Genomic DNA, 23,888 nt, shown 5'->3' with positions numbered 1-23,888 from the left:
CGATCTGACGATATAAGTACAAAGCACTATCCTAAGCTTTCACATTTCTGAAACATCGGGGGTCGTTACATGAACTTAAAAATGAAGCTTATTCTCCTTTTCACTTGCATTGTAATCGTTGCAGCTGGGCCTTTGTCCGTCATTAGCATGACAAGTGTTAAAAATCAGGCCAATCATGATATCCAAGAGCTTATGAACAGCAAAGCTTCCGAAACCGTCAATCAGCTCGACGGATGGACAGGCGGCAAAGCTGAAATTATTGAATCATTAGCTGCGAGTCTGGAATCCAGCGATATTTCATCAGATGCCAAAATAGCATCTCTGAAAGCAGCTTTCCAAAACTATAAGGATCAAAATATTTCCAACATTTATGCAGGGTATGAAGATGGATCTTACTGGGATGGATCTGGCTGGTTTGAAGAGGGTTACGATCCTCGCGCTCGTCCGTGGTACAAGGACGCCAAAACCAAGGGAGAAATGTACTATTCCTCACCTTATACTGATGCAGGCAGCAATGACTTCACCATTTCCATTGCTAAACCTCTCAAGGATGCCAACGGCTCGATCACCGGGGTAGTCAGCGAGGATATTATGCTCAACGATATGACAAAAATGATTAAAGGCATAGACTTGAACGGATTGGGCTACGCATTTCTGATTGACGAAAAGGGAGTCGTAATCGCGCATCCAGACAACAAGCTGGCTGGCAAAAACCTCAAGGAAACCCCCGAGTTAGGATCATCGACCGCGACCCTGCTCAGCACAGCTTCGGGAAAAACAGACTATAGCTACAACGGCAGTGACCGTCAGCTTTATTTTAAAAGAATGCCTAGCACAGGCTGGATTGTAGGCCTGTCTATTTCTAAAGATATTGCTTTTCAGGAATATTACTCTACTCGTAATCAGTTGATTATTACTGTTGCTATCATTTTAGTCGTTGCTATGCTGCTGGCGATTTGGGCGGCAAACAACTTTATCAAGCCGATTCGCAGACTCCAAACAAATGTCAAACGGATAGCTGAAGGCGATATGACCGCTCGTGTGGATATTAAGGGTAAAGATGAAATTGCCAGTCTGGGGACAGATTTTAACCTCATGTCAGACAATCTCTCTCACCTGTTGCGCAAGGTATCAGATACAGCTAGCGATGTCAGTTCCGCTTCCCATGATATGCATCAACACGCCAAAGATACAGGAACCATTGCATCACAAATTTCTAGTGCAGTTCAGGAGCTAGCGCAAGGAGCCAGCGACCAAGCCGAGGCGGTATATTCCGGTTCTGAGAAGCTGACACACATGACAGGCTCCATCAACCAGATTGGCGAAAGTGTCAAACGGACCCAAACTGCTGTATTCGAAACTGATTCTGCTGTGCTGGCCGGCTATGAAACAGCAGAGCGTCAAGCGAAACTGGCAGCCGAGTCCAGACAAACAACCACTGCGGCAGGAGAAGCGGTAGATTCACTCACGCTGAAAACCCAGGATATTGGGCGGCTGGCCGGGGCCATCCACGATATCGCCGCACAAACAAACCTACTGGCCCTCAATGCATCCATTGAAGCGGCACGGGCCGGGGAACACGGACGAGGTTTTGCCGTCGTCGCGGGAGAAGTGAGAAAGCTGGCCGAACAAGCAGGTAGCTCCAGTGACAGTATCATGAGTAAGCTGGAAGAAATTAAAATTGCGGGAGTACAAAGCGCGGAAGAAATGAAGAAGGCTCTTGCTGTAACTGTAGAGCAGGAGCATGCTGCCATTGCAACGAGACAGGCGTTTGAATCCATACGTGGCGCTTCTCAGCACATGCTTGCCCAAATTGAAGATGTTTCTGCTGCAGCAGATCATCTGCGTGTAAATGCCGGACATATTTCTGATGTCATCTCCAGCGTTGTCGCTGTTTCTGAGCAAAGTGCAGCATCTACCGAGGAAGTAGCTTCCTCAGTACAAGAACAAGGTCATGCTATGAACAATATTGCCGACCTTTCTGCCAAACTTGATTCTCATGCAGATCTTCTATTGGAAGAGGTCAAACGCTTTAAATTGTAAAACTAGCCATCTTCACAAGAAAGGATATACAAAAGAGGGTGCCCCCAGGCCAATAGCCGTTCGGGACACCCTCTCCATTTTTTATTAAGCATGATCCAACCCACTTAGCTATATGTTAAGCAATAGGTGGAAGATCACACCTCTTCGTAAACAGCCTGTCCACTTCCCGAGTCAAACTTAGGAAGAAGCGTGAATTTGCGGCAAGTCCTGTTGTGCCATCTCATCTCCAAAGAATAAGTCGTCCAGCGAACTGAGCGTTCCATCCTCTTCCACTTGGTAGACAGACATTTTTTCACCATTCACTTGAAGTTCGATAAAGCATCCCCAGCAATAAAATTGATGGGAGCCAATTTTTCCGATATCTTTGGAATTACAATTCGGACATCTCAATAAACTCACCCTATCCATTAACAGAATATATGGCTTTTTCCAGACGCTGCTCGCTTAACGGGGGAACCATAACAGCATTTTCCCCGATGGACATATCTTCGGTGCAGGGCAGCCACTTCCGCCCTTCAATAATATCCGATACAAAACCATCGCTGATTTCCAAGCCTATTATGTTATTGCCCATTTCCTGGTCAAAATAAACATCCGAGATATGCCCGAGCATAAGCCCTTCCTCTGTTAGCACGGATAAATCCTTCAGTTTACCGGGTCCAAGCAAGTACGTATGTTGTATATCATGGGCCTCTGTTTTACGGACGGCCTGCTGATTGCGAATCATAATCGCATCCTCACCATAAGCAACGATGTCATCCCAAGCCACCATTTTGACATGAGATGAAAAAAGCCCTTTACCTTCTAGCTCAATCCCTGTAATTCGCCAATCAGCTGTCAACATAAAGTCATGTATTTTACCAATCTGCTTCCCGTCCTCGACATCGAAAACAGCAAGTCCGATCATGTCTTGAAGCCTCATATATAGGGTCCCTCCTTACTATGCAGTCCGAACGAAGGTGCGGTGTTTTTCCTACATGCCTGTCAATACCTTGCTTCCGTTCATGCAATGAAATGGAAACCGCTCCTCCCTTCTTACTAAAATGCGGAGAAATCCCTAGTACCTAGTACGCAGCCGCTTCCATATAGTTTCAATTTTCTTGGCCGTGTATTCCATTTCTTCCGTAGTATTACCCAAACCGAAGCTAAATCGAATCGCTGAATTCAAAACATCTTCAGGAAGATCCATCGCCTGCAACACATGCGATAGCTCTAGAGACCCCGAAGTGCAGGCTGATCCGCTGGCCGCTGCGATTCCTTCCATGTCGAGATTCATCAGCATGGTCTCTGTACCAATGGCTGGAAAGCTAATATTTAGCACATTAGGCACAAAATGTTCAGGATCGCCATTGATTATAAACTCATGACTGCCCAGAGAGTTTTCCAACGCTTTTAGCAGCGTTTGGCGAAGAGCCATATCGTGTGCTCCTCGCTCTTCAATGGAAGCATTGGCAAGAGTTGCGGCTTTAGCCAGCCCAGCAATGCCGGCGATATTTTCTGTTCCTGCACGGCGTTTCTTCTCCTGAAGTCCCCCATGCATTAGCGGCTGAATGCGTGTACCCTGACGGATATACAATGCACCCACTCCTTGCGGTCCATTAATCTTATGGCCAGACACACTAAGTAAGTCAATCGGGAGGTTCCCGCAGTCGATGGATATATGCCCGAAGGCTTGGACTGCATCTACATGAAATATAATTCCATGCTCTCTCGCAATCTGTCCTACTTCTTGGACCGGCTGAATGACGCCCACCTCATTGTTGGCATACATCATGCTGATCAAAAAAGTATCCGGGCGAATAGCTGCCTCAATGTCCGCAGGATTCACACGCCCAAAACCATTGACTGGGACATAGGTCACCTGGTATCCTGCTTTTTCCAGCTCATCGCAAGCATGAAGCACGGCGTGATGTTCAATCGCGGTTGTAATAATATGGCCGGAAGTACGACCATCTGCCGTAGCCGTCCCAAACAGGGCCAGATTATCACTCTCTGTCCCTCCGCTCGTAAATATAATTTCTTCAGGCTTGCAGCCCAAAGAGGCCGCAACGGCATCCCGCGCTGCGCTGACGGTGCGCTTGGCATCGCGGCCAAAGGCATGAACGCTCGAAGCGTTGCCGAATTGGCCGGTCATGATATCCATCATAGTCTGCGCAACCTCAGGATGCATAGGAGTCGATGCGGCATGATCCAGATAAATTCTGTTCATGTTATCCACCTCAAATATAGAACATCTTGTTTTTAGTATTGCCGAAGTTCCATTATATACTTCTTTATTGATATAATGCACTTTAAAAGTTTTTGTAAGAGCATTTCAATTGCAAGTTTTTACGGAGGCCCCCTTGATCCGATTATCGGTGTAAGAAGACAGATATCACGAAGAGATCGTACTATAAAAAGCTTTGGCCAAAGCTCAAGCTACTTATGACAAAATCAAAAAAGGGATTGGTCCGTAAAAAATAACTCTCAGACATGCTCAGGCTTGGTAATTTACAGGATAGACTATTTTAATGTATTTTATATAGAATTAAAGCCCCATATAATGGGGCTAAAACGTTTGATAAACCAAGATATCTCTTGTTAAATACATAATTGGAAATTAAATATAAAACATGTAGTTATCCAATTCATCATGTTCTTGGTATGTGATCAAGTCCTTGAGTGTAGTTGAATCCAGCACTTCAGCAATGCTGTCACGAATTCGCAGCCAGAGCTGGCGTTTTGCCGGATCGTCTTCTTCCGTAAAATCAACTGGAGAAATCGGGCCTTCCAACACACGAATGATGTCTCCTGCTGTTACGCCTGACGGTTCATTCGCCAAAATATAACCGCCATAAGCACCACGGATACTTTTTACCAAACCTGCATTACGCAAAGGCGCAATGAGCTGCTCCAGATAATGCTCTGATAGCTGATTTTTTTCGGCAATACTTTTTAAAGAAGTTGGACCTTCGCCAAACCTGGCCGCAAGCTCCATCATAATGGTCAGGCCGTAACGGCCTTTCGTTGATATTTTCAATTGTGGCACCTCGCTTATATTAACAATTCCGTTAAACACGCGGAATAATTGGAGTTGTAAACCTCTCTATTCCGATCCTAACCCTCAGCTTATGTTAACATATTAGGGCAGGTAAAGGGAAACATTACGGTAACAATCTTAAAAAAAGTTGCTTTCGAGCGATTAGCAACAGATTTAGCCCGTTTTATGTAGCTTTCTTGCATCGTTCGCCGTGTTGTTTGTTCATCCAAACATCGTAACTTATTATCGTTTATGTTACAATAGGTGGGTTCTACAACAATATTGAAAGAATTGGGTGATGACCATGGCTAAAGCCAATCATGAAACCCGTGTCGTCGTCGGCATGTCCGGTGGCGTCGACTCATCCGTTACCGCGCTGCTGCTAAAGGAGCAGGGCTATGACGTAATCGGCATCTTCATGAAAAATTGGGATGACACGGATGAATTTGGCCGTTGTACGGCTGAAGAGGATGCGGAGGATGTGCGCCGCGTCTGTGAACAGATCGACATTCCTTACTATACAGTCAATTTTGAAAAAGAATACTTCGATAAAGTATTCTCCTATTTTCTTGATGAATATAAAGCTGGACGCACACCCAATCCAGATGTCATGTGCAACCGTGAAATTAAGTTCGGCGAGTTTCTGAACAAAGCGCTGGATTTGGGAGCAGATTATGTTGCTACTGGACATTATGCACGGGTTGTGGAGGAAGACGGCCGGTTTACTTTGCTGCGAGGTGTGGACAGCAACAAGGATCAGACTTATTTCCTGAATGCATTAAGCCAAACACAGTTGTCGCGAGCCATGTTCCCGATCGGTCATCTGCCGAAACCAGAAGTGCGTAAAATCGCAGAAGCTGCGGGACTTTATACAGCCAAGAAAAAAGACAGCACGGGCGTATGCTTTATCGGCGAACGCAATTTTAAGGAGTTTCTGAGTGGATATCTGCCTGCAAAAGGTGGAGATATGGTGGATATTGCTACGGGTGAAGTCAAAGGACGCCACGATGGTCTGATGTACTATACACTGGGTCAACGACAAGGCTTGGGCATTGGCGGCTCAGGTTCAGGCGAACCATGGTTCGTAGCAGATAAGGATTTGGAGAAGAATATCCTGTATGTGGTACAAGGTGATCGTCACCACAGCCTGTATTCTACCAGCCTGATTGCCACGGATGTAAACTGGATTGAAGGCGCAGATGCACGTCCATCTGGCGAATTCCGCTGCACAGCCAAGTTCCGTTACCGTCAGCCTGACCAGCAAGTCACTTTACAATGGCTTGCGGATGGGACCGTGCATGTCGTATTTGATGTACATCAAAAGGCCATTACCCCTGGACAAGCAGTTGTATTTTATGACGGGGAACGTTGTCTGGGTGGGGGAACCATTGATAAGGTTGAAAAACTTCAGCCTGAAACGGTTTGAATGAATGACAATTAACATTGAATAGCCGTAATAAAAAAGTCGTCTCTCCTGATTTGGGAGGAGCGACTTTTTTCTGTTACATGTTTTTAGCCATAAGTCGAAGGGAATTGGTGATCTGCTCTTTATGATGTCTGTCATGCTGAACAAACCTTTCCTGTAAAAAGGTTTCCAAAGTATACAGGCTATTAGGAATTGGACGCACAAAAGCCGATTCTGGAACCGTTTAGAGTTTCGCAATCATTCGCTTACGCTGAGCAATAGCTTCATTTAGCATCATGTGGTTTCATATTTCTACCGAACGCTACAGATGAGTCGTTGAATGCCTGTACATCGGGATGTTCTTTGAGCGTGACTTGTCCCTTATCAATTATCTGTATAAGCGTCTTAGTGAAGCTTTTGTCCCAGCTCATAATATGACTGACCATATCTTGAATCGACCATGTACCTGCTATGGGTTCACAAAGTAACTCATCTGAGTACGGAGATAAAGCATTAGCATGGATAAGGACTTCTAAAAAAACACTAACTTATTCCCTCTGTAATTCTTTCAACTATTTCTTTATCAAAATCGTCGAGTTCAGACATTAACTGCTCGTACTGTTTTATAGATTCAGAAGTGTTCAATACTCGAAGCACGGCAATACTATAGTGTCCAAGCGTATCAATACCAAAAAGCTTATTTACCTTAGGGTCTCTGAACTGGCTAATATGTCTCAATTTTTCGATTATTTTCTCATTGCATAGTTTCTTTTTAGCGATCTGACTCATTGCATTCAACTGTACCTGATTATGCTGGATATCCAAACATTCCACCAATTGATCGTCGCCTATTTTTCCCTCTCGTATTTCTTTCGATAAAGTAAGTAGCTTCATTTTGTTATCTCCCATCAATCTAGTTTAACTGGCCCATAATTCTCTAAAAGATACTGCCGTTCATCCCTGTAATTGTTCCAAAGGTGTTCTGCAAGGTCCTTATTTCCAATCCTTTCTGCTTCTTTTATCTCGACCATATAGGCTCTAAGTTCCATAATAATCCTATTTTTGAATTCATATGTTACATCCAAACTAGGAAAACCTTTAGCTTTATCATCAAGAAAATGTTGGTACTCATGCCGCAGTGCACTAATTGAAGCATCCTCATATATATTTAATTGCCCAGGCTTCCCTGATCCCTTGGGGGCATACGCCATAATGTCTCTATCTAGAATCCTAACTTCAACTCCGGCTCCTTGCGTATTCTTAATAATGGTACTCCACTCTTCTGGATGAGAAAGTCGTCCGGGACCATATATATCCCTAAATGGATCAGCATCATTCTTACCTAACATCGTATCAGATAAACGATTCGAAGTCCCTTTAACTTCAATAGTAGCCCCAGATTTCACCTCATATTTTAATGACGAGCCCAATCCAATCTTAGGTTTAATTACTGAACTGACTCCCCCAAATATTCCCGCTGTACCGATCATGTTAGCCCAATGTTCCTTTGACCATGCATTTGTAGGAAACATTGCTTCTCTGATTGTTCCATGTACACCAAAAGTCCAGAAGTTAAAAAAATCATTCCCTGAATCAAACTGCTTTGATGCACGCTCTGCATATCCTTGATACAAACCTTTCGGAATTCCAAACGTCCAATAGTCTAAAAATCCACCTACAGAGTCATAGCGTTTTTCGTACCTGTCCTCCGCAGCAGCCATAAAATCCTCACCAAGCTCTACTAAACTATCTGCTGATTTTTCCAAAGCATTTCTAGTATCTGGAGTAGGGATAGCACATGAATTAGGTGGTGGTGGTAAGCAGCTTGAATCAATATTACCTGCTTCCAGCAAATCAGCTAACCTGAATTTATCCGCATGACGACGCAATTCTTTTGCAATAGAATCTGTCAGTGTAACAAAGTCATTCATATTCTTCTGAGATGTTTGGAAACTATAATAGAACTGCTCTTTGGTCACTCCATCCCAGAATCGTTCCATAGATGAAATTTGTTTTATTAAATTGATATTCATTTGGGTCACTTTTTGCTGTGCAAGTTCGAATTGCTTGGAGATAGTCATAAGCTGCTCAGGTGTTACTTTAATAGTTGTCATATTATACCTCTGTTGAGAGTTCGTCATGACATAATAACACTCTTCAAATTTATGGAGAACCATCTTAATTCCTAATTGTTATAAGAAAGATTAACCTTATTGCCTATGTCTAAAGACTTAAACTTAACTTTTTAATTGTTAAACCTGAAGAAAATTTCGTGACCAGAGGCATCATCAGTAGAAAAATCGCTAATAAGACCATACATAAGGAATTTTTGATAACGCCCCCATTTGGGTATATGATGTAGACAAGATCATTACTTCAATTGAAAAGGAGCGTGCCTTTATGTCTGATTCATTAGGAATGCTGACACCGGGTAAGAAAGTTTCTTTGAAAGAATGGGACCCCAAGGATACGAAGAATATTAAAAATAAAGAAGAAATCCGACAGGAAACAGATCAATTGAAGGAACGCTTCGCGGAATTACAAAGCAAATTATTTACAGAGAAAAAACAAGCCGTTTTGTTTGTATTCCAGGGTATGGATTGCAGCGGAAAAGATGGCGTGATCAAGCAGGTATTTTCTAATCTTAACCCTGCCGGGGTGACTGTACACAGCTTCAAATCACCTACGACTGAGGAATTAAGCCATGATTTCTTGTGGCGCGCCCATAGCGTAACTCCAGGACGCGGATATATTGCGGCGTTCAACCGTTCTTACTACGAGGATGTGCTGATTACACGTGTTCACGGACAGGTATCCGATAAGCAGGCCAAGCAGAATATGAAGCATATCAAGCATTTTGAACAGTTGTTGCTGGATAGTGGTGTAAAGGTGGTTAAAATCTTTTTACATATTTCAAAGCAATTCCAGTTGGAAAAGCTGATTGACCGGATTGAGAAGCCTCGCAAAAACTGGAAGCTTGATCCGAGTGATTTGCAGGAACGGAAATTTTGGAAGCAATATACCCAATACTATGAGGAGGTACTAGAGCTAAGTGCAACCAAGCAAGCACCTTGGTATGTTGTTCCTTCAGACAATCGTTGGTACAGAGATTATACTGTACTGCGGATTGCCGTCCAAACGCTAGAGGAAATGAAGCTGTCTGACCCTGATCCACGACCTGAACTCAAAGCCCTTTTACCTGAATTATACAAAGAACGAGATAAAAAATAGTTAAATAAACACAGCACTAAGCTTCCGCCCTCCTATTCATGGCTGATAACGCCTTGAGTGAGGGTTTGGAAGCTTTTATGGTGTGCTCACATGTCATTTTGAAAATTTATAAGGTATAACTGACCCTGTACCCGATTGCTGCAGCTATAACTCCTACTATTACAGAAGATAATACATACATAGCCATACGTCGGTATTTTTTGTGTTCCATCAGTTGAAGAGATTCATAGCCGAATGTGGAAAAGGTGGTGTAGCCGCCACAAAAACCGGTTCCCAGTAGCATCCAGAGTGCAGGAGACAAATTGTGTTGCGCAAACTCGCCATACAGCCAGCCTAGCAGCAATGAACCGCTAATATTAATGATCCACGTCCCCCACGGGAATACAGTACCCAACCTTTTTCCGGCCCACATGCCAAGCCCGTATCTAGCTAAAGTACCTACCATCCCACCTGCTGCCGCCCACCAAATCATAAATGCTCCTCCTTAGGGGCAACCTGTGTCATTTTTGTGCCTAAACGGATACCTGCCCACGTCAAAAACAAGCCCCCGCCTACGCTAAGCAGCAAGTACAATATAGCCGTCAGCATACGATCGTGAACCGTGAGGCGTACAGCATCCACTGTAAAAGTGGAAAAGGTAGTAAATCCCCCTGTAAAGCCTGTTCCGATGGCAAGTCGCCAGCGGGGGTTGATCCGCCATGATCGCAAGGTCACCGTAAAAAAACAGCCGAGAAACAGGCAGCCAAGCCAATTCATTAACAGGACGCCAAATGGAAAGTCTGCCCCAGCCGCAGGCAATAATAATTGTATACTGTAGCGAGCAGAGGTTCCGAGCGCTCCACCTGCTGCGACGAATAGTACGTCTTTCATTTCTTTTATTCCCTTCTTCGCTCTTGCAAGATCATCGTGTAACCTGACAATGTCGTACACACTTCGTATATTAAAGTCACACATATATTAAGACTGTGAATCCCGCCAACGTTGGTTTTGCCTGATTTTAGACTCATTTCCCTGCTCAGTGGCCTGGTAAAAGGTCTGGTCTGCTATCGAATCGGGCAAGTATTGCTGTCTCACATAGTGATTCGGAAAATTATGCGGATATTGATAGCCAACATGGCCGAGTTTTTCCGAGCCTTTGTAATGTGCATCGCGCAGATGTAGCGGCACCTCGGCCGATTTTATATCGTCCATGGCCGACATGGCCCGTGAAATCGCCGTGTATACGGCATTCGACTTGGGACTTTCCACGGCGAACAAAATGGCCTGTGCAATGTTCAGTTTGGCCTCAGGCCAGCCGTTATTGCGGTAGGCCTCAAGCGCACTCACCGCTTGCACCATCGCCTGCGGGTTCGCCAGACCAATGTCCTCGCTGCTCGCTGCAATGAGGCGGCGAATAAAAGTCATCGGGTCCATGCCGAGCTTCTCTACGGCATACAGGAACCAGAACAGCGCCGCGTCGCTGGAACCGCGAATGCTTTTGTGAAAGGCAGACAGCACGTCATATTGTGTGGACTCGTCTGCCTTGACAATCGGGCGGCGGATGGATTCCTCTGCCACTTCCAGCGTCACATGAATCGTGCCGTCTGCCAGCGGAGGGGTCGTGAGCGCCGCTAGCTCCAGTGCGTTCAATGCACGGCGGATATCGCCGTTCGCCATGGACGCGATGTGGTCCAGTGCAGCTTCATCTACCTGAAGCTGCATATAGCCGAGCCCCTTGTCCGCATCGCTCAAGGCACGGCGCATAGCAGCCAGCGAATGCTCCCGGGTTAGCGCTTCAAGCTGAAATAACGTAGAACGGCTCATTAAAGCGCCGTTGACGTAGTGAAAGGGGTTTTCCGTCGTGGCGCCGATAAATACGATCGTTCCCTTTTCCACCGCAGGCAGCAATGCATCCTGACGCGAACTGTTAAAACGATGGACCTCGTCAAGAAACAGAATAGTCTTTTTGCCATACATCGATTTATTCGTCTGTGCACGGTCAATGACTTCTCTTACATCCTTTACAGATGCTTCTACTGCATTTAGACGGACGAAATCACCTTGCGTGTGTTGAGAAATGATATGTGCCAGTGTCGTTTTGCCGCATCCCGGTGGCCCGTACAGCAATATAGAAGAAACCTGATCGGCCTCTATAGCTCTCCGCAGTAGCTTGCCTGGACCCACAACATGCTCCTGTCCAATATATTCATCCAGCGATGTCGGACGCAGGCGGTCTGCAAGCAACCGATTGTTTGGCGTTGACTCCTGGGAATATGAAAATAAGTCCAATTCATTCACTTCCTTATCATTTATGAACGAACACTTTCTTTTTTCATTGAAAACAAGTTCGCCCATACAGCTAAAAGACATGAAAATTCAATCGATCTACTGTATTAAAACGATTATAAACCGCCTCTTATTCTACCATATCGGTTAACAAGTTGCAGATAGCCTGGTCACGGTATAACTGTAGCCTTACCTGTGATTCAACTAAAAAGAAAGAACAGCCTAGGACGAAAAATGAATTTCGTGGCTGTTCTTTGGTTGGCATGACCTTCAGCGTTCTAATTACTCCGTTTGCGCCGGTACGTAACTTGGAAGTGGACCGTCATGCAATAGCCACAGCTCATGCAGCGCACGGGTACATCCCACATACAACAGCTTGGCATCCCAAGTCCGTTCTCCATAATGATCCTGGTCGGCATCGGCCACAATAACTGCATCAAACTCCAGACCTTTGGACAGATATACAGGCAGTACAGACAAGCCGCCTTCATATTGCTTTTTACCACCATCAATCAAATGGACATCCAACCCCGCACTGGTGAAAACCTCATGCAGCTCTACAGCTTCTTTTAAGGTACGTGTCAGTACGGAAACCGTACGATACTCCTTGGAGGAAAGCTCTTTTAGAGCGGTAAGTAAACTCTGTTCACGCATGGACGAGTCGTAAGACACAGTACGCACCGGATCACCGCTACGAAATACCGGAACCGCTGTAATGCCGCCACGTACTCCCTGCTCCAAAATTGTATTTGCAAATTCTATAATTTCCAAAGTTGATCTATAACTCCGTGTAAGTGCAAAATACCCCGTTTGTTCAGGCACAAATAGTGAACTCATTTCCTCCCATGCATGTACACCACGATATTCATGAATTCCCTGCGATAAATCGCCCAGTATTGTAAAGGAATGCCCTTTTACGAACAAATCCAGGAGAGCGATATGAAAAGGTGAAAAATCCTGCGCTTCATCAATGACCACATGGTCAAAACGTTGAGATGATTCTACCTCATGAATCAGCACGTGAAGATACACCAACGCAGTCAGATCCTCTTCACGGATGATCTGATTTCGCAGGTCTGACTGTGTGGCCTTAAAGATGGGAGCCGGCAAAGAAGCCTTCATTTCCGCAGCGGTCTCTGCAGGTAATCCTTTAGTTGCCTGAAAAAGCTGCTTATAAAGCGTCAGTGCGTCATATTGTGGCCATTTTTTAGCATACGCCTTTTCCCGAGATCCGGCTTTTTTCTTTCCTTCCTTGAGCGCAGCCGCCGAAGGTGACTTTTTCAGTTCCATTTCAATCCAGCGATGGACTCTTGCCAGCACACGCTCCTTCCGCTTCGCGAGCGGATAGGGCTTATATTCCTCATTGAACCAATTCAAAATCTCAGTTCGCGGCAGCACCGCCCCATCCCAAGGTGAAAAGTCGCCCTCAGGCACCGAGATAGGCTCCAGTCGTTCCACAAAATCCTGAAGCAGCTTCATAAAATGAACCGATCCCTTAAATCTACCCGGCGCCTCATCCATAGATTCCGTTCTCAAGCTGCCACTTTCAAACCAATAAGATAACGTTTCGGTAGGATCTGCCAGAGGTAAATCCAGCCCCAGCAAGCCTAACGCCCAGTCTGCAAATGTACTTTGCTGAATATTTCCAACCCCCAGCTCTGGAAGTACATCTGAAATATAATCGAGAAACATGTGGTTTGGTGCGAAAATAACCATTTTGTCCGCCGACACCTGATTCTTGTATTGATACAGCAAAAATGCGAGTCGATGGAGCGCTACGGTCGTCTTGCCACTACCGGCTACCCCTTGAATAACGAGGGCTGTATTTTTAGCCGCGCGGATGATCTGATCCTGCTCCGCTTGAATGGTAGATACGATATCCCGTAAACGGTTATCCTTGTTCTCTCCCAAACGATAAACGAGAAACTCATCAGAAACGGCAGGCTCGTCACTTTCACGATTGTACGTATCAGCTACCCGTTCCAGGATTCTTTTCCGAATGACAACGTTGCGTTTCAGATACACCAAGCCCTCGACAGTTCCCTCAGGAGCTTCGTAGGACGCCGTTTCCTCACCACCTGTAAACGAATAAAACAAACTGGCAATCGGTGCACGCCAATCAATCACCAGCGGATATGCTGACGTTTCTTCACGCTCCACCCCGATCTTACCGATATAAAGTGGCTTGCGCTGACCTCTACCGCGCTCGTCAAAATCCATACGCCCAAAATAAGGCTCCTGCGAGCTTTTGGTCAAAGCCTGGCGTTTTTCCTCCCGTGCAGATTCCAGTACTTGCTCCGTAAAGTCATGCCCGGTGTACACTGGCGTATTGCGAAGCCGTTCCAATCTCCGATCAATTTCCTCCATAGCAAGCGACAGCCTATGCTGTTCTTCTTGATAGGCACTTTGAAACTTATTCTCCATTTCAGTTACCTCCTAAGAATATCAAGTCTCGATTTCTGCATCTCATTCACTTGCTCCGATACAAAAAAAGGAAAGTAAGCGTAACACATTTGAACACAAAAATCCAACCTTATTTCCTAATACGCCCAATCCCCTACTCTTTCACAAAAGTATGAAGCTTTGCGGCACCAGTGGAGCGGGTGATTTGAATCCGAAGAAGCGGAGTGATCGGTGGATCAAATCACACGCGAAGCGACCTTTAATACTCCATACTTCTCTCCCCCATCTCCACAAACTGCTTTTGAGCCAGCTCGCGGTACACCTGATGGGTTTCTAATAACTCGGCATGGGTTCCTGCACCAGTCACATTGCCTTTGTCCAACACGATAATTTGATCGGAGTGGACCACTGTGGACAATCGGTGTGCAATGACAATCGTCGTGCGTCCTTCCATCAAGTTCGCTAAGGCCTTCTGCACCTCATGCTCGGATGAGCTGTCCAGGCTAGAGGTAGCCTCATCCAGCATGAGGATGTCAGGACTGCGAAGAAGCGCACGCGCAATGGCGATCCGTTGTCGCTGCCCGCCGGACAGCTTCATTCCCCGTTCCCCTACCTCCGTATCGTAGCCTTGAGGTAGATCCATAATAAATGTATCCGCATACGCCATCATGGCAGCTCGTCTGACTTCTTCCAAATCAGCTTCGCGCCCCAAGCCATACGTAATATTATCTCTAACCGTTCCGGTCATCATCGAGCTCTCCTGTGATACATAACCAATCTTCGAGCGCCAGGAGGACAGTGTATATGACGATATCGATTCGTCTCCATAACGAATTTCCCCTGTATCTGGCACATAGAAGCGCTCCAACAATGAAAACAAGGTGGATTTCCCACTCCCGCTCGGTCCCACGAATGCTGTCGTTCGGTTAGCCGGAATGACCAGGTTTGCACGATGAAGAACCTCTTCACCTTCGGTATAGGAAAAAGCGACATCACGAAATACAATATCTCTGCTCTCTTTTGCCGCTTCCTGCTTCAATTCAAGTGGTTCCTCTTCATGGTCTAAAATAGTCTGAATTCGTTCAGTGGCACCAACTACCTTTTGCAGACGTGAATATAAGGTCGTGAATTGGGCCATCGGTGTAATCACCTGAAACAGTAGCAAAATAAAAGCCACCAAATCACCCGCGGTTAGTACACCTGATGCGACGCGAACACCACCAACACCCAATATAATAACGAGCACCGCAGTCAGCAAAAAGGTAGAAATGGGACCTACAAGGGCCAATATACGTGACTCCTGCAACCCGAAGCGGAACATACGGTAAATGCGATCCTCCCCGGCCTGTGCCTCTCTGCTTTCCGTTCCGTAGGCCTTCACCAGCCTGATTTCGCCGATAACCTGACTCAGCACTGAGGTCAGATCTGCCATCTCATCCTGCTGTTTTTTGGAGATACGATACATTTTTCTGCCTACCGGAAATAAAATCAGGGCTGTTAGCGGAACAATGGTCAGAATAATGAGCGTCATCACCCAATCCAGATAAAATAACAACGCAATACCACCAATAATCGCAATCACATTAGAGATCAGATTCACGAGATACTCGGTAATTAAGTTCATAATCAGGCTTGTATCATTAGTGACACGACTCATCGTATCTCCTGACCGATTCCGGTCAAAGTATGGAATGGGTAGAGATAAAATTTTATGCCATAAGCGTTTGCGCAAATTAGCCACTATTTTGTGCCCGGCGTAGTTCAACATATAGATCGAAACTGCCGAAGCTACCGCTTGAAGCACAAAAGCGCCAAGCAAACCAATAATGACCATACGGTTCAGTGAAGAAAAGGTTAAGCCATCGATCAACCCTTTGGTCATCATTGGTACGATTAAACCAGCAATCGTCTGAACCAGGGTCAGTATCAGGGCGATGATCAGAATGGCCTTGGGCGGATGCGCACTCGCAATCAGTTTGATAAACCGACCCATACCAGCCTTGTCCGGCCTTTTACCCGGCTTTTCCTTCATCCGATCTTCCTGCTCATCTTGTCGCCCATGTTGTTCTTTTTCCATAAACCATCAACCTCGCTTCCTGTCTGACCATTCTTGTTCAAACAACAACACCCGCGCTCTGCGCGGGTATGAACAGTACAACCTATCTTCGAGTTTACTACACCAGAGAATGAAGCACAAAGTTAGCCACAAACAGTACAGAAATGATATATAATGCGACAGGCACTTCCTTGCCCCGTCCTGCTGCCAGCTTGGCTACGGGATATGCAATAAAACCAAATGCCATACCGTCTACAATACTGTAAGTAAAGGGCATCATCACCATGATCAGAAATGCAGGAAAGGATTCAGTAAAATCACTGAAATCCATCTCTCGCACATTTTGTACCATTAGGCCTCCGATAATGATTAATACAGGTGCAATGGCACTGTCAGGAATATAAGCCAATAGTGGAATAAAGAAAAATGTCGCTCCGAATAAAATTGCAGTTACCAGCGGGGTCATTCCTGAACGTCCGCCTGCCGCAATACCAGCCGTCGACTCCGCAGCGGCTACCGCGGGACTGCTGCCCAGAATACCAGCAAAAATATTGGTCACAGCCAATACACGCAAGCTATTCTTAAAAGAATCCGGTCTTCCAATCATGTTGGTCTGTGCAGTAATCATTCCAACATTCTCAAACAACACAATCAGTAACAGCAAAAAAACAGCGATCCAGAAGGCTACCGAAGCGATACCTGAAAAGGAAAGCTCCCCAAACAATTGCCCATACTGTCGCACCGTTTCAGAGGTTCGTACCGTGCTTGTTGGTTCTACAGCTCCCAGTACGTATGCAAGCCCAGTTCCTGCCAAAATGCTGATAAGCAAACCGCCCTGAACGTTACGCACAAATAATACAATCGCGAGTAGCAACGTTACACAGGCCGTAATCACCTTGGGATCATTGAAATGACCAATAGCCACAAAAGTCGTTTGATGTGCAATTACGATCCCACTTTTTTGCAGACCGATAAAGGTCAAAAACAGACCAATACCTACCGTAATTCCATGCTGCAAATTATGGGGAATCGCCTGACTGATCAGCTTGTACAATGATGTAAACGCCACAACGGCAAATATCACTCCTGTGACGGCAACCACCATCAACGCTTCCTGCCAGCTCAGCTTCATGGAATGTACGAGTGTGTAAGTGAAAAAGGCATTAATCCCCATCCCTGGTACAACGACCATGGGAGACTTTCCGCCAAAAGCCATCAGCAGACAGCCGATCATCGAGGTCAGCAGCGTCCCGAGCATTGCCCCTTGAAGAGGGATCCCGGCATCTGCCAAAATGGTTGCATTAACCATAATAATATATACAACGGAAAAATAAGAAATGGCACCCGCGGCTAATTCCTTTTTCCAATGATGCTCGGGCTTGAAACCGAGACTTCTGGACCATAGCCCATCCTTCATACCAAAACCCTCCAGCAAGTTGTTCAATCTGTTTGCAGTAAGCTGCTTTTTTCAAAACAAAAAGAGCTGTAGCCTACTGTGACACCAAGAAGTGATGCACAGAACTACAGGTCTTAGGTTGAAACATACTACTGTAAATCTAACGAATGTACTGTCATGCTACATTTCAAGCTTATACACCAGCGTGCTCTAACAGGTCCTTGACAGCTACGCTGACCATAATCAATCCTGCTACCGGAGGTACAAAAGCATTGCTTGCAGGTGGTTGCTTCGCTTTCCGGATTTCAGGTGCGTTGGCAGGTACAATTTTTTTGGTAATTTCTTCACGCGGCTTCATTGGCTCCTCATCAGAGAATACAACCTTGACGCCTTTGGTAATACCTTCTTTGCGCAGCTTTGTGCGGATGACACGGGCAATCGGGTCCATTCTTGTCTTGGAAATATCGGCAACTTGAAAACGGCTTGGGTCCATTTTATTCGCAGCACCCATACTGGAGATCATCGGAATTCCCCGTTTCAAGCATTCTTTAATCAAATGAACTTTGTAAATAATCGTATCCGAAGCATCCAGCACATAATCCAGATCATACTTGAATAGCTCCTCATATGTTTCTTCCGTATAAAACATGTTCAGTGCAATTGCCTCACATTCAGGATTAATCAGCTTCACACGTTCTACCATCAGATCAGCCTTTTTTTGACCTACTGTTGTCGTCAGCGCATGAATTTGGCGATTAATATTGGTAATATCTACGACATCCTTATCAATCAAAATAATGCGTCCAACACCCGTCCGCGCCAGCGCTTCCACTGCAATCGAACCGACACCGCCGATACCCAATACAGCTACCGTGCTATTTTTCATAACCTCCAGACCTTCCGTCCCGATGGCCAGTTCCGTGCGTGAAAATTGATGCAGCATATGGTAATCCTCCCTCACTGGTCTAAACTCTATGCTTGAACTCCAGCATACAAACCACGAACCCATTATCCATAAAAGGGTAACGGGTTCAAGGCATTTTATAATCTATTTACATGCCAACAGATGGCAACTTGCACTTGCAAAATCCAACGCTTGTTTTAAGCTTTAGGTGCAACAGGCTTCGGAGCAAGACGAATATGAAGCTGATCCAATTGAGCTTGATCCACTTCGGCTGGTGCATCCATAAGCAGGTCTGTCGCGCTGGCCGTTTTCGGGAATGCAATGGTTTCACGCAGATTTGTACGACCTGCAAGCAACATAACAAGACGGTCAAAACCGAAGGCAATACCACCATGTGGAGGCGTACCGTATTCAAATGCATCCAGCAGGTAACCGAATTTATCCTTCACTTCTTCAGGCGGCAGATTGAGCGCTTTGAACATTTTCTCCTGAACTTCACGTTTGAAAATACGCATCGAGCCGCCACCCACTTCGTAGCCATTCAGCACGATGTCGTAGGCCTGAGCACGAACTTGACCTGGATCTGTGTCCATGAGGGCCAGATCTTCTTCCTTCGGACGAGTGAACGGATGGTGCTCCGCTACATAACGTTTTTGTTCTTCGTCATAGCCCAAAAGCGGGAAGTCTACGACCCAGGCAAATTTGAATTTGTTATCGTCGATAAGCCCCAAATGACGGCCAATTTTCAGACGAAGCGCGCCCAAAACATCAGCAACTACTTTTTTATTATCCGCAGAGAACAGCAACAGGTCGCCTTCTTCGGCTCCCGTACGCTCTTTCAAGGCTTCGATTTCTTCCGGTGTGAAGAATTTAACGATAGGCCCCTTGAATTCGCCTTCTTTCACTTGAATCCAAGCCAAGCCCTTTGCTCCATAACGTGCTGCAAAAGGACCCAGGTCATCAATATCCTTACGGCTCCACGTGCCACATCCTTTGGCATTAAGGACTTTAACTTCGCCACCCTTTTCAATTACGGAAGCAAATACTTTTACACCACTGGTTGCCACGATATCATTGACATTTATCAACTCAAGACCAAAACGCAGGTCAGGCTTGTCAGAGCCATACTTGTCCATTGCCTCTGCATGTGTAATCCGTTGGAACGGGGTTTCCAGTTCTACCCCAACTGTTTCTTTGAACAATTTCACCATAAGACGCTCCATCATAGGCAGCAAGTCATCCTGTTGCATGAAGGAAGTCTCAATGTCGATCTGCGTAAATTCAGGCTGGCGGTCAGCACGCAAATCTTCATCACGGAAACAACGTGCCACTTGGTAGTAGCGCTCCAGGCCGCCTACCATCAGCAATTGCTTGTACAATTGTGGCGATTGCGGCAAGGCAAAAAATTCGCCTTCATGCACTCGGCTAGGCACCAGATAGTCACGTGCACCCTCTGGGGAGCTTTTCGTTAAAATTGGTGTTTCTACCTCAATGAAATCTTCACCGTCCAGGAAGTCGCGGAATACTTTTGCTGCTTTGGAACGCAGTTTCAACGTCTGATGCATTTCCGGACGACGCAGGTCCAGATAACGGTATTTCAAACGCAGCGACTCGTCTACTTCTACGCCGTCTTCAATGAAGAACGGAGGTGTTTTGGATGCATTCAATACTTCGATTTCAGTGACACGCACTTCAATTTCACCTGTAGGCAGGTTCGTATTGATCGTTTCTGCATCACGTTTGACAACAGTACCAGTAACCTCAAGCACATATTCACTGCGAACACGATCCGCAATTTGCAGTGCTTCACCGGAATAGGCCGGATTAAACACGATTTGTACAATTCCGCTACGGTCACGCAAATCTATAAAAAGTACGCCCCCTAAGTCACGACGGGTCTGTACCCAACCGTTCAATGTAACTGTTTCTCCGATATGCGCATGAGTCAATGCGCCGCATTGATGACTCCTTTTCATAATACACACTCCTGTTAGGTTTAGTAGTTAATGCTATATGACAGCCAGAGGGAAGCTCCCCCTGACTGATGTTACATCATGTTGTTTAGCCTAATTCTTCCACCAGCTGATCCAGCTTAACGGTACGTTGCTCACCGGTTTCCATGTTTTTCAGTGCAATTTCACCTTTAACCAGCTCATCATCACCCAGAATCGCCGTATATCTTGCTTTAAAGCGATCTGCCGATTTCATCTGAGCCTTCATTTTACGCCCCAGATAATCTCGCTCTGCGGAAAATCCAGCTTGACGCAGCTTGAACAGTTGTTTGGTCACTTCCGTTTCTGCCGCCTCACCCAAAGCCACCATATAGATATCCAGCGGCTTGGCTTCGTTCAATTTGACACCCTGATGCTCCAAAATCAGCTGAATTCGCTCAAGCCCAATGCCAAAACCAATCCCTGGCTGATCCGGTCCGCCCAGATCTCCAACCAATCCGTTGTAGCGACCGCCTCCACCAATCGTGTCAATAGCACCAATGCCTTCGGCTTTGAACTCGAATGCTGTCAGCGTATAATAATCCAGCCCTCGTACCAAACGCGGGTTCACTGTATATTCCACGCCCATCGCATCCAAATTTTGCTTCACTTTCTCAAAGTGCGTGCTGGATTCCTCGTCCAAACTATCCAAAATCGAAGGTGCTCCGCCAAATTTGTCCTGATCATCTTTGCTATCCAGCACACGCAGCGGATTACGCTCGATGCGCGCTTGGCTCTCCTTGGTCAACGTATCCTTAATGGGCATCAGGAAGTCCACCAAATGCTGCCGATAAGCAGCACGACTGGCAGCATTACCAACAGAGTTGATTTCTACCTGTACCCCTTTCAGGCCCAGCTCACGACAGAACTGATACCCGAAAGCAATAACTTCTGCATCCAGCGCCGGGTCCATCGCCCCGAATGCTTCAATGCCAAATTGGTGAAACTGGCGCTGACGCCCAGCTTGTGGACGCTCATACCGGAACATTGGGCCGATATAGTACAGCTTAGTTACATCCGGTTCACCATACAGTTTGTTCTCCACATAAGAGCGGACAACCCCTGCCGTTCCTTCCGGACGCAGCGTCATGCTCCGTTTGCCTTTATCCTCAAAAGTGTACATTTCCTTTTCCACCACATCGGTCGTTTCACCCACGCCCCGAACGAACAAATTCGTTTGTTCGAACATTGGTGTACGAATCTCTCGGTAATTAAAGCGGCGGCTAATCTCACGAGCTTTTTCCTCGACCACTTGCCATTTTTCTACACTGCCTGGCAGCAAGTCCTGTGTTCCCGTCGGTTTTTGAAAGGCCATTTACGTATCCCCCCGTCATTGTATTTCTTATAAAAACAAAAAATCCCTCGCCCTGTTATCATTAACAGGGACGAGGGATTGTCGTTTACAAATCACCCGTGGTACCACCCACATTCCGGAGTTTACCCAGACCACTAGCATATAAATGACTCAGTGTCCGTCAGCATTACACTGACTCCGCTCATACGTATAACGCCCGTAACGCGCAGTACGGCTATTATGCAGGATGGTCCGCTGTTTGGCATATGCCATGCATGACTCAGCAGAGATTCCTCATTGTTCGCCGCCTGTTCTCGGGGAGGTCATTCGTCCGCTCATCAAGGGAATTTTTACAGCCTGGAAATTCCTCTCTGCGCTTGTGGGTTCGGAGTACTTGGTCCCGTCATCAAATCATTTTTCATTATTTTATGATTTTAATGAACTGCTTCGACAAAGTCAAGACATTCCCCCTAGAATCAGACAAATAAGTCTTATAAAAAGAAAATAACCTGCGGAAACGGTCCGCAGGTTTAAAAAGATATATCAAAAGGGGGTCATGCTGTTATTATAAACAACGAATATTAAGGAATGATGTTTCGAATATTACAATTGTATTACAGCCACTCTAGTGTGACTAATTTCCTCGTATATCGACATTTTTGTGACATTCGCTCCCTTTTTAATCCAGCTGCGCCACATATGCACGATTGGAACGAAGCTTATAAATGATCTCATCATAATCGGCATCATTCACCTTGGCGGACAATACATACCGTAATTCATCATGATCACCGTTAATATACACATCAGTCGCACGGAGCAAACCTCCGTCATGACTCGTTGTTCCGCTCCTGTCCTCATTCAGATCCCTTTGGGCTGCACTAGAATTAATCTCGTCATTCTTCGCATCGGGTAGAATATTCTCGCCATAAGTCCCTGCGGCTGGAATCGCCGCACCCGCAGAACCTCCTGTGCTCACAGAGCCAGTATTGTTATAAGGGACCAACGGAATTAAAACCCTCGTCTCCCGACCGAGCGTCTCATCCAGAGCACCTACTTCCAAATGTTCAGTTCTATAAGCCTGAAGCGAAGCTCTGGCGCCCTCAGCTTCATCTTCTGTGCGAAAATAAGCCTGAATCTGTTTAGCCATATCAAATCCTCCTCGTTTGGGAATTGTACTGGCATAAATCTAGGAAGCATTCACGGTTAAATTACAATGCCTTTAACAACTCACGCACAAAAGCGGGCTCATCCTTAGGAGTCCGAGACGTAATAAAGTTACCGTCCACCACCACCTCTTGATCCTCAAAATGAGCACCCGCATTAATCAAGTCATCTTTCAATGGAGGGTAAGCTGTAATCGTCCGGCCTTGTAACAAATCGGCACTCGCCAAAATTTGCGGCCCGTGACAGATAGCTCCGATCGTTTTTTTGGACTCATTTATTTCAGTTACAAACTTCAGAACATTGGCATCCAAACGCAGATTTTCCGGTGATGATCCACCAGGAATAACCACTGCATCATAGTCACTTGATTTCACATCTGCAATGGCTTTTTCAATAGTGTAGCTAACTTTGCCTTGCTTACCGTTCACTTTTTCACCTTGTTTTAATCCAATAATATCTGCCTCATGTCCAGCCTTTTTCAGTTCATCATAAGGGACCTTCATTTCGGAATCCTCAAATTGGTCAGCCAACAAAAATGCAATTTTACTCATTATCGTTCAGATCTCCTTTCCGGTTATCCTTAAAGCGAGCTTAAAGTTAGGTTTGTTTGTTTACCACGCTTTGTTATTACCCGCTTGATCTGTGTTTATAACAATTCCAAGCAGTGAAAAAGAAAAAGGAGCCCGTTGGCTCCTCCATGATGTACTGCTACAT

At 45.8% G+C, this 23,888-nt stretch carries 20 protein-coding genes; 3 read left to right on the top strand and 17 right to left on the bottom strand.

The features are described 5' to 3' along the window. Nucleotides 1-69: 69 nt before the first annotated feature. A complete protein-coding gene (locus MMB75_RS00260; protein WP_031462063.1) occupies nucleotides 70-2,043 on the top strand; it encodes a methyl-accepting chemotaxis protein in 1,974 nt (657 codons plus the stop codon). A gap of 177 nt (nucleotides 2,044-2,220) precedes the next feature. Here the strand turns inward: MMB75_RS00260 and MMB75_RS00255 are convergent, their stop codons facing one another. The 4 genes from MMB75_RS00255 to cymR all read right to left on the bottom strand — a co-directional run bounded on the left by MMB75_RS00255 (nucleotide 2,221) and on the right by cymR (nucleotide 5,062). Continuing rightward, the gene (locus tag MMB75_RS00255) at nucleotides 2,221-2,433 is read right to left on the bottom strand and encodes a hypothetical protein (protein WP_013311529.1); all 213 of its coding nucleotides are present in this window, start codon (nucleotides 2,431-2,433) and stop codon (nucleotides 2,221-2,223) included. 10 nt (nucleotides 2,434-2,443) lie between these two features. Beyond that, the gene (locus MMB75_RS00250; RefSeq protein ID WP_016819088.1) at nucleotides 2,444-2,965 is read right to left on the bottom strand and encodes a PRC-barrel domain-containing protein; all 522 of its coding nucleotides are present in this window, start codon (nucleotides 2,963-2,965) and stop codon (nucleotides 2,444-2,446) included. Between the two features lie 135 nt (nucleotides 2,966-3,100). Further along, on the bottom strand, nucleotides 3,101-4,252 hold the full coding sequence (locus tag MMB75_RS00245; protein ID WP_031462065.1) for a cysteine desulfurase family protein: 1,152 nt from the start codon (nucleotides 4,250-4,252) through the stop codon (nucleotides 3,101-3,103). Nucleotides 4,253-4,642: 390 nt separating this feature from the next. Then, on the bottom strand, nucleotides 4,643-5,062 hold the full coding sequence (cymR, locus tag MMB75_RS00240) for a cysteine metabolism transcriptional regulator CymR (RefSeq protein ID WP_013372613.1): 420 nt from the start codon (nucleotides 5,060-5,062) through the stop codon (nucleotides 4,643-4,645). Between the two features lie 304 nt (nucleotides 5,063-5,366). Between cymR and mnmA the strand changes: the two genes are divergently transcribed. Further along, on the top strand, nucleotides 5,367-6,488 hold the full coding sequence (gene mnmA, locus MMB75_RS00235; protein WP_025365607.1) for a tRNA 2-thiouridine(34) synthase MnmA: 1,122 nt from the start codon (nucleotides 5,367-5,369) through the stop codon (nucleotides 6,486-6,488). Between the two features lie 522 nt (nucleotides 6,489-7,010). Here mnmA and MMB75_RS00230 read toward each other — a convergent pair. Next, nucleotides 7,011-7,361 carry a hypothetical protein gene (locus MMB75_RS00230; protein ID WP_016819093.1) on the bottom strand — a complete coding sequence of 117 codons (351 nt, stop codon included), beginning with the start codon at nucleotides 7,359-7,361 and terminating at the stop codon, nucleotides 7,011-7,013. A 14-nt stretch (nucleotides 7,362-7,375) separates the two neighbouring features. Beyond that, nucleotides 7,376-8,581, bottom strand: a complete 1,206-nt coding sequence (locus tag MMB75_RS00225; protein ID WP_045244584.1) for a WXG100 family type VII secretion target — start codon at nucleotides 8,579-8,581, stop codon at nucleotides 7,376-7,378. Nucleotides 8,582-8,867: 286 nt separating this feature from the next. Between MMB75_RS00225 and MMB75_RS00220 the strand changes: the two genes are divergently transcribed. Further along, complete coding sequence (locus MMB75_RS00220) at nucleotides 8,868-9,698, top strand: PPK2 family polyphosphate kinase (RefSeq protein WP_016819116.1); 831 nt, start codon at nucleotides 8,868-8,870, stop codon at nucleotides 9,696-9,698. A 106-nt stretch (nucleotides 9,699-9,804) separates the two neighbouring features. Here the strand turns inward: MMB75_RS00220 and crcB (MMB75_RS00215) are convergent, their stop codons facing one another. From crcB (MMB75_RS00215) to MMB75_RS00165, 11 genes are all read right to left on the bottom strand, one after another. Further along, nucleotides 9,805-10,170, bottom strand: a complete 366-nt coding sequence (crcB, locus tag MMB75_RS00215) for a fluoride efflux transporter CrcB (protein ID WP_016819117.1) — start codon at nucleotides 10,168-10,170, stop codon at nucleotides 9,805-9,807. Further along, nucleotides 10,167-10,568, bottom strand: coding sequence for a fluoride efflux transporter CrcB (crcB, locus tag MMB75_RS00210; RefSeq protein ID WP_017426718.1), 402 nt, complete (start codon nucleotides 10,566-10,568; stop codon nucleotides 10,167-10,169). The genes crcB (MMB75_RS00215) and crcB (MMB75_RS00210) overlap by 4 nt, the downstream gene beginning before the upstream one ends. Before the next feature lie 87 nt (nucleotides 10,569-10,655). Further along, nucleotides 10,656-11,966, bottom strand: coding sequence for a replication-associated recombination protein A (locus MMB75_RS00205; protein ID WP_017426717.1), 1,311 nt, complete (start codon nucleotides 11,964-11,966; stop codon nucleotides 10,656-10,658). A 279-nt stretch (nucleotides 11,967-12,245) separates the two neighbouring features. Further along, nucleotides 12,246-14,387, bottom strand: a complete 2,142-nt coding sequence (locus tag MMB75_RS00200) for a HelD family protein (RefSeq protein ID WP_017426716.1) — start codon at nucleotides 14,385-14,387, stop codon at nucleotides 12,246-12,248. 238 nt (nucleotides 14,388-14,625) lie between these two features. Then, entirely contained in the window at nucleotides 14,626-16,443 is a 1,818-nt protein-coding gene (locus MMB75_RS00195; protein ID WP_031462067.1) for an ABC transporter ATP-binding protein, read from the bottom strand. A gap of 97 nt (nucleotides 16,444-16,540) precedes the next feature. Further along, nucleotides 16,541-17,839, bottom strand: coding sequence for an NCS2 family permease (locus MMB75_RS00190; RefSeq protein WP_017426714.1), 1,299 nt, complete (start codon nucleotides 17,837-17,839; stop codon nucleotides 16,541-16,543). 172 nt (nucleotides 17,840-18,011) lie between these two features. Next, on the bottom strand, nucleotides 18,012-18,761 hold the full coding sequence (locus tag MMB75_RS00185; RefSeq protein ID WP_016819123.1) for a tRNA threonylcarbamoyladenosine dehydratase: 750 nt from the start codon (nucleotides 18,759-18,761) through the stop codon (nucleotides 18,012-18,014). 158 nt (nucleotides 18,762-18,919) lie between these two features. Then, complete coding sequence (aspS, locus tag MMB75_RS00180) at nucleotides 18,920-20,698, bottom strand: aspartate--tRNA ligase (RefSeq protein ID WP_031462068.1); 1,779 nt, start codon at nucleotides 20,696-20,698, stop codon at nucleotides 18,920-18,922. A gap of 85 nt (nucleotides 20,699-20,783) precedes the next feature. Then, complete coding sequence (hisS, locus tag MMB75_RS00175; protein ID WP_013372628.1) at nucleotides 20,784-22,028, bottom strand: histidine--tRNA ligase; 1,245 nt, start codon at nucleotides 22,026-22,028, stop codon at nucleotides 20,784-20,786. Between the two features lie 658 nt (nucleotides 22,029-22,686). Next, entirely contained in the window at nucleotides 22,687-23,157 is a 471-nt protein-coding gene (locus MMB75_RS00170; protein ID WP_031462069.1) for a hypothetical protein, read from the bottom strand. A 61-nt stretch (nucleotides 23,158-23,218) separates the two neighbouring features. Beyond that, nucleotides 23,219-23,725 carry a type 1 glutamine amidotransferase domain-containing protein gene (locus MMB75_RS00165; protein WP_031462070.1) on the bottom strand — a complete coding sequence of 169 codons (507 nt, stop codon included), beginning with the start codon at nucleotides 23,723-23,725 and terminating at the stop codon, nucleotides 23,219-23,221. Between the last annotated feature and the right edge of the window lie 163 nt (nucleotides 23,726-23,888).

Source organism: Paenibacillus sp. P2(2022), from assembly GCF_029522175.1.
Classification (GTDB): Bacteria; Bacillota; Bacilli; order Paenibacillales; family Paenibacillaceae; genus Paenibacillus; species Paenibacillus polymyxa.
This window is presented reverse-complemented; position numbering and strand designations above follow the sequence as displayed.

What these genes read in the sequence shown, in the direction of transcription:
- MMB75_RS00230 (WP_016819093.1), bottom strand. Translation starts at nt 7,361, where the DNA reads ATGAAGCTACTTACTTTATCGAAAGAAATACGAGAGGGAAAAATAGGC.
- MMB75_RS00220 (WP_016819116.1), top strand. Translation starts at nt 8,868, where the DNA reads ATGTCTGATTCATTAGGAATGCTGACACCGGGTAAGAAAGTTTCTTTG.
- mnmA (WP_025365607.1), top strand. Translation starts at nt 5,367, where the DNA reads ATGGCTAAAGCCAATCATGAAACCCGTGTCGTCGTCGGCATGTCCGGT.
- MMB75_RS00260 (WP_031462063.1), top strand. Translation starts at nt 70, where the DNA reads ATGAACTTAAAAATGAAGCTTATTCTCCTTTTCACTTGCATTGTAATC.
- MMB75_RS00195 (WP_031462067.1), bottom strand. Translation starts at nt 16,443, where the DNA reads ATGGAAAAAGAACAACATGGGCGACAAGATGAGCAGGAAGATCGGATG.
- MMB75_RS00170 (WP_031462069.1), bottom strand. Translation starts at nt 23,157, where the DNA reads ATGGCTAAACAGATTCAGGCTTATTTTCGCACAGAAGATGAAGCTGAG.
- MMB75_RS00225 (WP_045244584.1), bottom strand. Translation starts at nt 8,581, where the DNA reads ATGACAACTATTAAAGTAACACCTGAGCAGCTTATGACTATCTCCAAG.
- crcB (WP_016819117.1), bottom strand. Translation starts at nt 10,170, where the DNA reads ATGATTTGGTGGGCGGCAGCAGGTGGGATGGTAGGTACTTTAGCTAGA.
- aspS (WP_031462068.1), bottom strand. Translation starts at nt 20,698, where the DNA reads ATGAAAAGGAGTCATCAATGCGGCGCATTGACTCATGCGCATATCGGA.
- MMB75_RS00165 (WP_031462070.1), bottom strand. Translation starts at nt 23,725, where the DNA reads ATGAGTAAAATTGCATTTTTGTTGGCTGACCAATTTGAGGATTCCGAA.
- MMB75_RS00200 (WP_017426716.1), bottom strand. Translation starts at nt 14,387, where the DNA reads ATGGAGAATAAGTTTCAAAGTGCCTATCAAGAAGAACAGCATAGGCTG.
- crcB (WP_017426718.1), bottom strand. Translation starts at nt 10,568, where the DNA reads ATGAAAGACGTACTATTCGTCGCAGCAGGTGGAGCGCTCGGAACCTCT.
- MMB75_RS00185 (WP_016819123.1), bottom strand. Translation starts at nt 18,761, where the DNA reads ATGCTGCATCAATTTTCACGCACGGAACTGGCCATCGGGACGGAAGGT.
- MMB75_RS00190 (WP_017426714.1), bottom strand. Translation starts at nt 17,839, where the DNA reads ATGAAGGATGGGCTATGGTCCAGAAGTCTCGGTTTCAAGCCCGAGCAT.
- hisS (WP_013372628.1), bottom strand. Translation starts at nt 22,028, where the DNA reads ATGGCCTTTCAAAAACCGACGGGAACACAGGACTTGCTGCCAGGCAGT.
- MMB75_RS00245 (WP_031462065.1), bottom strand. Translation starts at nt 4,252, where the DNA reads ATGAACAGAATTTATCTGGATCATGCCGCATCGACTCCTATGCATCCT.
- MMB75_RS00250 (WP_016819088.1), bottom strand. Translation starts at nt 2,965, where the DNA reads ATGAGGCTTCAAGACATGATCGGACTTGCTGTTTTCGATGTCGAGGAC.